Origin of the sequence: Streptomyces sp. N50 (genome assembly GCF_033335955.1) — a bacterium.
In the GTDB taxonomy this organism is placed as follows: Bacteria; Actinomycetota; Actinomycetes; order Streptomycetales; family Streptomycetaceae; genus Streptomyces.
Genome location: NZ_CP137550.1, coordinates 1,167,518 through 1,179,639, shown reverse-complemented (window position 1 = coordinate 1,179,639; position 12,122 = coordinate 1,167,518). Strand labels below are relative to the sequence as shown.

The following is a 12,122-nucleotide window of genomic DNA, read 5'->3' as shown; positions in this document are numbered from 1 at the left end:
GCAAACGGCCACGGCCACACCGCCGGACGGCACCCCGTACCATTGCTGCATGTCGTTCCTCCGCCGCCGCAGCGCCACCCCCGCCGGCCCCGAATTCGATGTGCTGGCCATGGACCCGGGCGACTGGCCCGGGAACCTCGGTGCCGGTCTGCTGCCCGCGCCCGACGGCACCTGCCAGGGCGTGTTCCTGCGGTACGACCTCTTCGGCGGCCGCGGCCCCGCGATGGTCATCGGCAACCTGCCGGAGGGCTCGCCCGCCCGTGACGTCGCCGAGGACGAGATCCCGTTCGAGGTCGCGCAGCTGCTCCTCGCGCTGGAGAACGACGAGGAGGTGACCGTCGTAGGCGTCGAGGACATGCCGGTGATGCAGGGCGACAACCTGCTGATCGTGCGCCGCCTCAAGCTCTCCGAGAGCCGGATCTCCTGCGTCCAGTTCGACCGCAGCGACAACGTCCTGGTCACCATCGCCGCCTGGGACCGCCCCATCACGGACGACCTCTACGCCCTGCTGAAACCGCTCCCGGCGGAACTGTTCCAGCAGGGCTGAGGCACGGCTACCGGCTGGACCGCTCCACCGTCACGTCGGCGGCGCGCACGAACTCCACCCGGTGGCCGTACTGGATCTCGTAGTAGAGATCCTTTCCTACGACGACCTTGTGCGAGTCGGTGGTGAAGGTGACCGCGTAGTAGTACTCGCCGGGCAGCTTGTCACCGACCACGTACTTCTGGCCCTTGAGCAGCTTGTACGGCAGCGGCGAGATCGCCTGGGCGGGCACTCCCGCCGGATAGGCCGAGGCCTCGGGGTAGGCGCGGCCGTAGACCGGGACGCTGTCCGCACCCTCCTTCGGCGTCACCACCAGACCGGCCGCCTTCACCGCGGTGGGCTGCTTCTTCGGGTTCTTGAACCAGGCCTCCTGACCGAGGTACCAGATCGCCGTCCAGTCCCCGGAACGGTCGGCCACCGCGTACTGCTGCCCGGTGGACACCCGTGAGGACAGGTCGTTGACGCCGGTCGTCGGGGTCGTGCCGAGGCCGATGTCCTTGATCAGGGGGTAGGTCTCACCGGGCCCGGAGTACAGCCGGACCTCGCTCGACCCGTGCACCGCGCACGGCTGGCCGGCGGTGACGCAGCCCGTGTACACCGGCTGGTTCGTGGCGTAGTCGGGGCGGATCGTCACCAGACCGCCGCCCTTCTTCGCGGTCTGCTTGACCGGGTGGCCCAGCAGGTCGAAGTAGTGCGCCCAGTCCCAGTACGGGCCCGGGTCGGTGTGCATCCCGGGGACCGTGGACGTCGTCGGCCCGGGCACGTTGTCGTGGCCGAGGATGTGCTGCCGGTCCAGCGGGATGCCGTACTTCTTCGTCAGGTACGACACCAGTCGCGCCGACGAGCGGTACATCGCCTCCGTGTACCAGGCGTCCGGCGCGGCGAGGAAGCCCTCGTGCTCGATGCCGATCGACTTGGCGTTGATGTACCAGTTGCCCGCGTGCCAGGCCACGTCCTTGGCCTTCACATGCTGGGCGATCAGACCGTCGGTGGAGCGGATCGTGTAGTTCCAGGACACATAGGTGGGGTCCTGGACCAGGTTCAGGACACCGGCCCACTGGCCTTCCGTGTCATGGATGACGATGTACTTGATGCTCTGCGACGCGGGCCGGTCGCCCAGGTCGTGGTTGCCGTAGTCGTCGGTCCCGAACTGGGAGTACGGCGCCGGGATCCACTCGCAGGACACCTTCTTCGGGCATTCCGTGTCACCGGCGGCGACCGTGCGCAGGCCGGTCTCCTTCAGCTGCGCGGTGTCGGGCGCGAGGTCCGGCTGGGCGGCCAGCGCGACCTGCTGTCCGGCGTCCGTGGTGCGCGCCTCGCCGGTGTGGATGACGTCGTAGACATCGTTGGCATACGCGGCCGCCGTGGCCGTGTCGTCGGCTCCGGAGAAGCGCGCGACCGCGCCGTACCAGTCGGCCGGGTCCGCGCTCAGCGACTCACCGAGGTTCTTCTGGGCGTCGGCCAGGAGGGCCGCGCCGCCCGCCACGTTCGCGGTCTCGTCGGTACGCAGGTCGGTTGCCGGAAGACCGGTCAGCTCGGCCGCCTTCGTCAACGTCTTGAGGCGGGCGGGGAGTTGGGAGTCCGCCGGGATCTGCGCGGTGGGGTGCAGGGCGGCGCGGGCGCTGTCGCCGCGGGGGTCCTCGGTGCCTTCGCTCAGGTGCTCCGTCGCGGCGAGGGCGGTGCGGGCGTCGGTGAGGTGCATCGGGCCGTAGCCGCCGGTCACGCTGGGCGCTCCGCCGTGCGTGTCCCAGCGGGACTGGAGGTAGGAGACGGCCAGCAGGACCGTCTGCGGCACGTGGTACTGGGCGGACGCCGACGCGAACGCCCGCTGGAGGGTGGAGGCGGAGGAGTCGGTGGGGCTCGCCGAGGGGGCCGCGCCCAGCAGGGGCAGCAGCAGGGCGGCGGTGGCGAGTGCGCCGGCGGACCGGCGCGCGCGTCTGTGACCGGGAGAGCGGGTGGGGTCGGTCGAGGATCCTCGCAATGCAGCCTCCTGGGACGGTGGGATTGTCATGAACCGTGCGGGGCCGGGCGTGCGTCAGTGGTACCGGCTGGCCGACGATCCGTCAATCATGCCCAGAGGAAGGCGATTTCCCATGTCAACGGGGGATGCGAGGAGTTTCGTGGCGGTGGTGTCCGGGCCTGCGGGGCGTCAGTGGAGTACACCAATGGGGGAGTGCGGCGGGGCCCGGCAGATATATGTAGGCCGGACACATAGAGGTCGCCCATATGTCGGCCGGACACACGAAGGTCCGCGGTACGCCGCTGCAGGGCGTACCGCGGACCTTCGTCCCCGTCAGCGAGTGCCGACCGCCGCACGCACGGCCCGGCGGGCCATCTGGCAGTCGTCGTGCAGCCGCCTCAGCAGCAGCCGTTGTTCCTCGCCGGACGGCGCAGCACCCGGGTGGGCCACCACTCCCGGTGCCGCCGGGGCCGAGTCGTGCATCGAACGCTGCACGGCCATCTCGTAGGTACGGATCTCCCGGGTCAGCACCAGCATCAGGTTCACCAGGAACGCGTCACGCGACGCCGGTCCCGCCGACTGCGCGATCTGACTGATCTGCCGCCGGGCCACCGGCGCGTCCCCGAGGACCGCCCAGAGCGTGGCCAGGTCGTAGCCCGGCAGGTACCAGCCCGCGTGTTCCCAGTCCACCAGCACTGGACCGGCCGGTGAGAGAAGGATGTTGGACAGCAGGGCGTCACCGTGACAGAACTGGCCCATCCCGCCGCGGCCCGCCGAGTGCGCGATGCCGTGCAGCAGCTTCTGCAGGTCTCCCATGTCCCGGTCGGTGAGCAGCCCCAGCTCGTGATAGCGCGAGATGCGGGCCGCGTAGTCCAGCGGGGCGTCGAACGTGCCCGCCGGCGGCCGCCAGGCGTTCAGCCGGCAGATCGAGCCGAGCGCCGCCCGGATGTCCGCCCGCGGCGGAGCCTGTGCCGGGTGCCGGTGCAGCGCCGCCACCCGGCCCGGCATCCGCTCGATGACCAGCGTGCAGTTGTCCGGGTCCGCCGCGATCAGCCGCGGCACCCGCACCGGCGGGCGGTGCCGGACGAACGAACGGTATGCGGCTATCTCGTGCCGGATCCGCTCGGCCCACGCGGGGGAGTGGTCCAGTAAACACTTCGCTACGGCCGTGCTGCGTCCGGTCGTTCCGACCAGGAGCACGGAGCGCCCGTTGCGGCGTAGCACCTGCACCGGAGCGAACTCCGGGCAGATCCGGTGCACCGACGCGATCGCCGTACGCAGCTGGGCGCCCTGAGGGCCGGACAAGTCGAGTCTCCCGCTGAGGGGTTGGGGGCCGAGCCCGGGAACGCGCCGCGGCCTGCCCGCACCGAGCACGGGGCCGGCCGCCGGCCGCGCCGGGTCGAGGTAGGGGCCGCCGGCGCCCGGGCGGGGGTGCAGCGACCGGGGCGGGGCGGACACGGAGGACGATGCTGTGTACATGGGAGAAACAGATCCCTTCGTGTGCCTGCAGTGCCTGTCCAATCAAGCGCGCTCCCGGCCCGGTCCCGCTGGCGCACCCTGGGGAGTGTTCCTCGGGGACCGGGTCGGGGTGGCGCGTTCCTACCTGACACCAGATGCGCAGTGGCACACCATCTGGCGCACCCTGGCGAACCCTGGCGAATAGTCGCCCGGCACAGCGCACCGGGCTATGTTCAAGTCAGCCGAGAACCTGGGGGCTTGACGTGAACGGACAACCCAACTCCCGTCTCTCGGACCTGTTCGGCCTGGCCGGCTGGTCCAAGGGCGAGCTCGCGCGGCGGGTCAACAGGCAGGCGGCGGCCATGGGCCACCCCCAGCTGTCGACCGACACCTCGCGGGTACGGCGTTGGATCGACACGGGGGAGATCCCGCGCGATCCGGTGCCGAGGGTGCTGGCGGCTCTGTTCACCGAGCGTCTCGGCCGTGTCGTGACCATCGAGGACCTCGGTCTGGTCCGGCACGGGCGTACGGGAAAACGGCCCGACGACGGGAGTGTGGAACATCCCGACGGTGTGCCGTGGGCGCCCGAACGGACAGCTGCGGTCCTCACCGAATTCACGGGAATGGACCTCATGCTCAACCGACGCGGCTTGGTGGGCGCGGGCGCCGCGCTCGCCGCAGGCTCCGCACTCAGCAGCGCCATGCACGCATGGCTGCACTCCGATCCGACTCTCTCCGCCGATGCTCCCCGGTTCGACGATCCCCTGCACGCCGACCCCGCTGGGTTCGACCGCTATGAGGCCGCCCCCATCGGGTCGCAGGAGATCGAGGAACTGGAGGAGTCCGTCAAGGTGTTCCGCGCCTGGGACGCGGCCCGCGGCGGCGGGCTGCAGCGCAAGGCCGTGGTGGGACAGCTCAACGAGGTGGGCGGCATGCTCGCCTACCGGCACCCGGCCGATCTGCAGCGGCGCCTGTGGGGCGTCGCCGCCAACCTCGCCGTTCTCGCGGGCTGGATGTCGCACGACGTCGGCCTGGAGCCCACGGCCCAGAAGTACTTCGTCATCGCCGCCCACGCGGCCCGAGAGGGCGGTGACCGGCCCCGCGCCGGGGAGGCGCTCTCACGGGCGGCTCGCCAGATGGTGCACCTGGGCCGGCCCGACGACGCACTCGATCTCATGAAACTCGCCAAGACCGGTTCCGGTGACGAGGTGCTGCCGCGCACCCAGGCGATGCTGTGCACCATCGAGGCCTGGGCACAGGCGTCGATGGGCAAGGGCCAGGCGATGCGCCGCACCCTCGGCCAGGCGGAGGACCTCTTCGTCTCCGACCGCGGCGACGTACCGCCCCCGAGCTGGATGCAGACGTTCAAGGAGGAGGATCTCTACGGCATGCAGGCCCTGGCCTACCGCACCCTGGCCGAGCACGAGCCCGGAGCGGCCGTGCACGCCCAGTACTTCGCGGCGAAGGCCCTGGCGCTGCGGGTCGACGGACGGCAGCGGTCGAAGATCTTCGACTTCCTGTCGATGGCCTCGGCCTGCTTCATCGCCGACGACCCCGAACAGGCGGACAGGTACGCGCGGTTGGCCCTCGCGTCGATGGGATCGAACTCCTCCCACCGCACCTGGGACCGGCTGCGCGAGATGTACCGGCTGACCGCCCAGTACGCCGGTTATCCGAGGATCCACGAACTGCGGGAGGAGATCGCACTCGCGCTGCCGAAGACACAGAAGGCACAGTCGAAGAGCCCGAGGGCCAAGGGCGGCGGCAACAGCGCACAGGTATAGGGAGTTCGGGATTTCGAGTAGCTGACTGTCCGTCAAAGGATGCTCGGTCAGAGGCTGTTGGTCAGGTCGTCCTGGCGACGAGCACGCACGCGTCGTCCGCGCGCTCGGTGTCGCCGAACTCCTCCACGACCATCCGTACGCAGTCCTGTGCGGTGCGCGCCTCGCCGAACCGCGGGGCCAGGTCGAGGAGTCGGCCCACGGCCTCCGGTCCGCTGTGCCCCGGCACCAGTCCGTCGGTGTGCAGCAGCAGCAGGTCGCCCGCTTCGAGGGTCTCCTCGGCCTGTCCGTAGGCCGCTCCCGAGGTGGCGCCGAGCAGGACGCCGTCCGGTGCGCTCAGCACGCGCCCCGTCCCGCCGCGGAACAGCAGCGGGGCGGGGTGCCCTGCCTGCGCCCACGCCAGGGTGCGGGTCTCGGGCCGGTAGCGGCAGCACACCGCGCTGCCCAGGGCCGGTTGCACGGTGGCATCGAGTAACTGGTTGAGCCAGGACATCAGTTGACCGGGCTCGGTGCCGGCCATCGCCATCCCGCGCAGGGCGCCGAGCAGCATCGCCATGCCCGAGGTGACGGCGACACCGTGTCCGGTGAGGTCGCCGACGCTCAACAGCGTTGCCCCATCGGAGAGTTGGAGGGCGTCGTACCAGTCGCCGCCGATCAGCGCGCTCGTGGAGGAGGGCAGATAGCGGGCGGCCAGGTCCAGTGTCTCCGGCCCCTGGTGCGGGAGCCGCAGGGAACCGCGCCACGGCGGCAGCACGGCTTCCTGCAGCTCGACCGCGAGCCGGCGCTCGGTCTGCGCGTGATGCCGGTGGATCTGCAGCGAGTCACGGGTCTCGCTCACCGTCCGCTGGCTGCGGCGCAGTTCGCTGACGTCCCGCAGCACGGCCCACATCGAGGCGGTGCCACCGTCGGCGTCGAGCACGGGCTCGCCCATCATGTGCACCGTCCGTACGGCACCGTCGGGCCGGACGATGCGGAACTCGCCGTCGATCGGCTTGGCGTCGATCAGGCAGTCCGTGACCATCGCGGTCAGCGCGGGCCGGTCCTCGTCGAGGATCAGGGACGGCAGTTCGTCGAGGGTGAGCGGGGGAGCGGCCGGGTCACGGCCGAGGATCTGGTACAGCTCCCCGGACCAACTCGCCTCGTCCGTCAGGAGATTCCACTCGGCACTGCCGACCCGGCTGAGCAGCGAGTCGTCCCGAGGCGTTTCCGGTACGGAGGTCGGGGCCGGCGCCGCTTCCACGGCCGCGGGCACGGGCGGCGGGCCGTCCCGCAACTGGGCCAAGTGCTCGTCGAGATCGTTGAGTTGATGCAGCGCCAGATCGCACAGTGCCCGCTGCCACCGCTCCCGGGGGTCGGCGCCGTCGTGCTGCGCGTCCCGTCGTACGGCGTCCACGTCACCCATGAGCCGCCGCGCCTGCGATATCAGCGCGTCGACCGAACCGCGCGCGGGCGGCTGGGTGGCGGGGAGGTCCGCAGAGAGGTGGGACGGCATGACGCGCTCCGATGCGGGGACGGTACGACCAAGGCGGATGGAGGGACCGGTTACGACTGTCGCACAGGCTGCGACGCCCTGTAAGGGATTTGGCAACACACGATCCGGTGGTGCTTCTGGCATATGCCAGCGTCTTCACGGGCGGCTGGTGCCGTGCTCGTGGCGCGGCCGCCCTGGTGGGGCAAGTCGTATGCGCAGTACGCGAGTTGAAGGACTGATTACCCTTCAGGCCCGTCATTCAACCACCTGTTCGACGGCTTCGCGTTCACGCGCGGGGCGGGCATCCGACGCCCGGCGTGCGGCTGAAAAGTGTTGCTCCAGCGAGTGATCCGCAGTACGCACCAGTCATTTTGAGCCGTTGCTTTGTTATAGCCATGACAATTCTGTGGACGTGGTGCCACGCTGCTGTGCACCACGCTCACCGAGCGTTCACTCCCTCCTCACCCCTCCTCCTCACACCCGCGCGCCCGCCGGACGGCCGTACCCCGGCCCGACCCGCTCTCCAGGACTCCACCGAGTCCGACCACCCCACATAAGGAGAACGCCTTGACCCGGCATGACCGTTATCCGCACCACCCCAGATACACCGCAGCCCTTGTACTGACCGCAGTCGGCACCCTGTTGGCGGCCGGCATGCAGACCGGCGCCGCCTCCGCCGCTCCCGGCGGGCACACCGCCGCCGCGAAGATCCTGGCCACCCCGCGGGCCGGAGCGGCCCCGGCCGCCCTGTCGCCGTCGAAGCACGCCGCCCTCCTCAAGAGCGCGGGCGCGGCCGTGAAGAGCACCGCGAAGACCCTCGGCCTCGGCGCCAAGGAGAAGCTCGTCGTCAAGGACGTCAGCCAGGACGCCGACGGCACGACCCACACCCGCTACGAGCGGACGTACGCCGGACTGCCCGTCCTCGGCGGGGACCTGGTCGTCCACGCCAAGAGCGGCCGCCTCAGCGTCACGAAGGCGGCGAAGGCCGACCTGGCCCTGCCGGACATCACCCCGAACGTGACGTCGGCGACGGTGCAGACCAAGGCGCTCGCGGCGGCGTCCAAGGCGGGCGGCGAGAAGGCCAAGCTCGACGGCGCCCCGCGGCTCGTCGTCTGGGCCGCCGGAGCCAAGCCCGTCCTCGCCTGGGAGGCGGTGGTCGGCGGCTTCCAGGACGACGGCACGCCCAGCGAGCTCCATGTGATCACCGACGCCGACTCCGGCAAGGCCGTCTTCCAGTACCAGGGCATCGAAACGGGCACCGGCACCGGCCAGTTCAACGGATCGGTCCCGCTCAGCACCACGCTCTCCGGGTCGACGTACCAACTCGTCGACGGCGACCGCGCCGGACACAAGACCTACGACCTGAACCAGGGCACCTCCGGCACCGGCACCCTCTTCACTGATGACAACGATGTCTGGGGCGACGGAACCCAGAGCAACCGGCAGACCGCGGGCGTGGACGTCGCGTTCGGCGCGGCGGCGACCTGGGACTACTACAAGGACGTCTTCGGGCGGAACGGCATACGCAACGACGGCGTGGCCGCCTACAGCCGGGCCCACTACGGCAACAACTACGTCAACGCGTTCTGGGACGACACCTGCTTCTGCATGACCTACGGCGACGGCTCGGGCAACACCCACCCGCTGACCGCGCTGGACGTGGCCGCGCACGAGATGAGCCACGGCGTCACCGCCGCCACCGCCGGCCTCACCTACTCCGGTGAGTCGGGCGGCCTCAACGAGGCGACCTCGGACATCTTCGCCGCCGCGGTGGAGTTCCACGAGAACCTGCCCGCCGACGTCCCCGACTACATGGTCGGCGAGAAGATCGACATCAACGGCAATGGCACACCGCTGCGTTACATGGACAAGCCCTCCAAGGACGGCGCGTCCCGCGACTACTGGAGCTCGACGCTCGGCAGTGTCGACGTCCACTACTCCTCGGGCCCGGCCAACCACCTCTTCTACCTGCTGTCCGAGGGCAGCGGCGCGAAGACCGTCAACGGCGTCGCCTACGACAGCCCGACCTACGACGGCGTGCCCGTCGCCGGCATCGGCATCGACAACGCCCAGAAGGTCTGGTACCGGGCGCTCACCACGTACATGACCTCGTCCACGAACTACGCCGGTGCCCGCACCGCGACCCTGCAGGCCGCCGCCGACCTCTTCGGCGCCTACAGCCCGACCTACCTGGCCGTGGCCGACGCGTGGGCGGCGATCAACGTCGGCAGCCGGATCGCGCTCGGCGTCAACGTGGCCCCGGTCGCCGCCCAGATCAGCGGAGTCGGCCAGGCCGTGTCCCTGCAGACGGACGCGTACACCACCAACTCCGGTGCGGGCCTGACCTATTCGGCCACGGGACTGCCCGACGGACTGACCATCAGCAGCACCGGTCTGATCTCCGGCGTCCCGACCACCCTCGGCACCAGTGACGTCACGCTGACCGTCACCGACGACACGGGCGCGAGTGCCACCGTCGCCTTCAGCTGGCGGATCGCCAACATCTACGCCAGCGGCACCCGCGTCGACATCCCCGACAACGCCGGCGCCGTGGAGTCCCCGATCACGGTCACCGGCCGCGACGGCAACGCCTCGGCCACCACCCAGGTCTACGTCAAGATCGTCCACACCTACCGCGGCGACCTGACCGTCGACCTCGTCGGCCCGAACGGCACCGTCTACTCCCTGCTGAACCGCTCCGGCGGCTCCGCCGACAACGTCGACCAGACCTTCACCGTCGACGCCTCCGCCCAACCGGTCAACGGCACCTGGAAGTTGCGGGTGCAGGACCGTGCCGCGCTCGACGTCGGCTACATCGAGCAGTGGCAGCTCACTCCGTGAACTGACCTGTCCAGCCTCGTAGTCGGAGGCTGAGAGGTTCGGACTCGGTTCTTGAATGCCCGAGTTGGTTCTGGCCGCGCCTGTACGCACGAAGGCGCGGCCAGAACCCGTCGGCATGCTCAGCCAGTTGTACGACGTGCCGCCGTCACGGCGTGATCAGCCGGTCCTGCTCCACCGGCGGTGTGCCCCCGTACCAGTCCAGGGCCTTGCCGAAGCGCACCAACTCGCCGTAGTGGGTGGGGTCGACGTGCTCGGCGAAGACGAGGTCGAGGACGGCGGCCGCCGCGTCGGCGGGGGACTGGGCCTGGCTGAAGTCGCTGAACCAGGGGCGGGAGGTGTCCGTGTCGACCATGCCCGGGCAGACCGAGGCGATCAACGTGCCGGTCGCGAGGTCGTGTTCGCGGCGTTCGGCGGCGACCGCGCGGACGGCGGCGACCTGGGCCACCTTCGAGGGCACGTTCAGCCAGAGCGGCCAGCCCGCCTCGGCCGTGGTCCGGTGGTGGACGGCGCCGCGCCAGGACTCGACGGCGTACTCGACCTGGTCCAGGCTCGCGCCGTCGAACAGGTCGTGCAGCGCGGGGTCGAGATGCCCGAGCGTGCCGAGGCTGCTGGCCACGACGAGGAACCGGCCGCCCGGGCGCAGGACGGGACCGAAGGAACGCAGCAGCGCGTGGGTCGCGGTGTTGGACACGTCGATGAACTCGTCGGCGCGCGCCGCCTGGGACTCCCCGGGCAGCACCCGGGCCACGGCGTTCGAGATCACGATGTCGACCCCGCCGTGGTCCTGCCGGAGCTCGGCGGCGAGGTCGGCGATGGCGTCGGTGTCGGTGACGTCCAGGACCCGGCCCTCGACGCGGCTGCGAGTGCCGGGCAGGGCCGCGACCTCGTGGGCCGCGTCGGTGACGCGCCGCTCGTCGCGTCCGGTGAGCAGGACCAGGTCGTCGGGGCCCATGCGGGCGGCCAGGCCTTCGACGAGGGCGCGGCCGAGTCCTTGGTTGGCGCCCGTGACGAGGGCGATGCGCGAAACGTTCATGACTGCCACGGTAGGAACCCGGCGAGTGTGCGTCCAACGAAAGTTACGCACCACTAGCATGCGTGATCGTCATGGACTTCACGGATGTGTCACTCACCGCGCTGCGCGTCTTCCGCGCGGTCGCCGAGCAGGGAACCTTCACCGCGGCCGCCGCGTCACTGGGCTACACCCAGTCCGCGGTCTCCCGCCAGATCGCCGCGATCGAGCGGGCCGCGGGCGCAGAGCTCCTGGAACGGAGGCGTGACGGCGTACGGCTGACCCCGGCCGGCCGTCTCGTCATGCGCAGGGCGACGGTCGTACTCGACGAGATCGACGCGACCGCGCGCGAACTGTCCGGTCTGCCGGCGGAGGCGGCGACCGTCCGCCTGGGCTGGTTCCCCAGCGCGGGCGCGGTCCTGCTGCCCCGCGCCCTGGCCGCCCTGCGCCGCACCGACCCGGACCTGCACGTCGTCAGCCGGGAAGGCGGCACCCCGGCGCTGGTACGCGCTCTCCGTGCCGGCAGTCTCGACCTGGCGCTGCTGGCGTCGGTGCCGCCGTTCCGCCCACCCGACACGGAGTCCCCACCGCTGGTGCTGCGCACGCTCACCGAGCGCCCGCTGTACCTGGCGGTGCCCGCCACGCACCCCCTGGCCCGCGGCGACTACGTCGACGTGGCCGACCTGCGCGGCCAGCGCTGGATCGCCGGCCCCTCCTCCGGCGAGGACCGGCTGATGGGCGTATGGCCGGGGTTGGACGAGCGCCCCGAGATCGCCCACACGGCCCGCGACTGGCTGGCCAAACTCCAACTCGTCGCGGCGGGCTGCGGTTTGACCACGGTGACCGCCTCACTGGCCCCCGCCGTGCCCCCGGGCGTACGCGTCCTGCCGGTACGCGGCGGCCCCCAGGAACAACGCCGCCTCCTGCTCGCCCGCCTCCCACACCCACCCACCGAGGCACTCACCCGGGTGGCGGCTGCCCTCCGGCTCGCTGCCCTGGACGCCTACACGCCTAGCACGACACCAGCACAGGAGTGAGCGGTTCGGAGGGAGTTGCTC

The 12,122-nt window shown here is 70.8% G+C and carries 8 protein-coding genes; 4 read left to right on the top strand and 4 right to left on the bottom strand.

The window, feature by feature from the left end:
* Positions 1 to 49: 49 nt before the first annotated feature.
* Positions 50 to 547: a hypothetical protein gene (locus tag R2B38_RS49925; RefSeq protein ID WP_033280692.1), complete on the top strand. Its 498-nt coding sequence runs from the start codon at positions 50 to 52 to the stop codon at positions 545 to 547.
* A 7-nt stretch (positions 548 to 554) separates the two neighbouring features.
* Here the strand turns inward: R2B38_RS49925 and R2B38_RS49920 are convergent, their stop codons facing one another.
* Together R2B38_RS49920 and R2B38_RS49915 are read right to left on the bottom strand one after the other, a co-directional pair.
* Positions 555 to 2,525: a peptidoglycan recognition family protein gene (locus R2B38_RS49920; RefSeq protein WP_318022832.1), complete on the bottom strand. Its 1,971-nt coding sequence runs from the start codon at positions 2,523 to 2,525 to the stop codon at positions 555 to 557.
* 312 nt (positions 2,526 to 2,837) lie between these two features.
* Complete coding sequence (locus R2B38_RS49915; RefSeq protein ID WP_318022831.1) at positions 2,838 to 3,983, bottom strand: aminoglycoside phosphotransferase family protein; 1,146 nt, start codon at positions 3,981 to 3,983, stop codon at positions 2,838 to 2,840.
* Positions 3,984 to 4,225: 242 nt separating this feature from the next.
* Here R2B38_RS49915 and R2B38_RS49910 point away from each other — a divergent pair, with 242 nt between their 5' ends.
* Complete coding sequence (locus R2B38_RS49910; protein WP_033280695.1) at positions 4,226 to 5,746, top strand: hypothetical protein; 1,521 nt, start codon at positions 4,226 to 4,228, stop codon at positions 5,744 to 5,746.
* Between the two features lie 61 nt (positions 5,747 to 5,807).
* Here the strand turns inward: R2B38_RS49910 and R2B38_RS49905 are convergent, their stop codons facing one another.
* The gene (locus R2B38_RS49905) at positions 5,808 to 7,235 is read right to left on the bottom strand and encodes a PP2C family protein-serine/threonine phosphatase (protein ID WP_318022830.1); all 1,428 of its coding nucleotides are present in this window, start codon (positions 7,233 to 7,235) and stop codon (positions 5,808 to 5,810) included.
* 546 nt (positions 7,236 to 7,781) lie between these two features.
* Between R2B38_RS49905 and R2B38_RS49900 the strand changes: the two genes are divergently transcribed.
* Positions 7,782 to 10,055: a M4 family metallopeptidase gene (locus R2B38_RS49900; RefSeq protein WP_318022829.1), complete on the top strand. Its 2,274-nt coding sequence runs from the start codon at positions 7,782 to 7,784 to the stop codon at positions 10,053 to 10,055.
* A 145-nt stretch (positions 10,056 to 10,200) separates the two neighbouring features.
* Here the strand turns inward: R2B38_RS49900 and R2B38_RS49895 are convergent, their stop codons facing one another.
* A complete protein-coding gene (locus R2B38_RS49895; RefSeq protein ID WP_318022828.1) occupies positions 10,201 to 11,088 on the bottom strand; it encodes an SDR family NAD(P)-dependent oxidoreductase in 888 nt (295 codons plus the stop codon).
* 71 nt (positions 11,089 to 11,159) lie between these two features.
* On the opposite strand from R2B38_RS49895, the gene R2B38_RS49890 reads away from it, so the two are divergent.
* Positions 11,160 to 12,101: a LysR family transcriptional regulator gene (locus R2B38_RS49890; protein WP_318022827.1), complete on the top strand. Its 942-nt coding sequence runs from the start codon at positions 11,160 to 11,162 to the stop codon at positions 12,099 to 12,101.
* Positions 12,102 to 12,122 lie beyond the last annotated feature (21 nt).

Coding starts and splice junctions, on each gene's coding strand:
- R2B38_RS49925 (WP_033280692.1), top strand. CDS start 50: ATGTCGTTCCTCCGCCGCCGCAGCGCCACCCCCGCCGGCCCCGAATTC.
- R2B38_RS49915 (WP_318022831.1), bottom strand. CDS start 3,983: ATGTACACAGCATCGTCCTCCGTGTCCGCCCCGCCCCGGTCGCTGCAC.
- R2B38_RS49905 (WP_318022830.1), bottom strand. CDS start 7,235: ATGCCGTCCCACCTCTCTGCGGACCTCCCCGCCACCCAGCCGCCCGCG.
- R2B38_RS49895 (WP_318022828.1), bottom strand. CDS start 11,088: ATGAACGTTTCGCGCATCGCCCTCGTCACGGGCGCCAACCAAGGACTC.
- R2B38_RS49890 (WP_318022827.1), top strand. CDS start 11,160: ATGGACTTCACGGATGTGTCACTCACCGCGCTGCGCGTCTTCCGCGCG.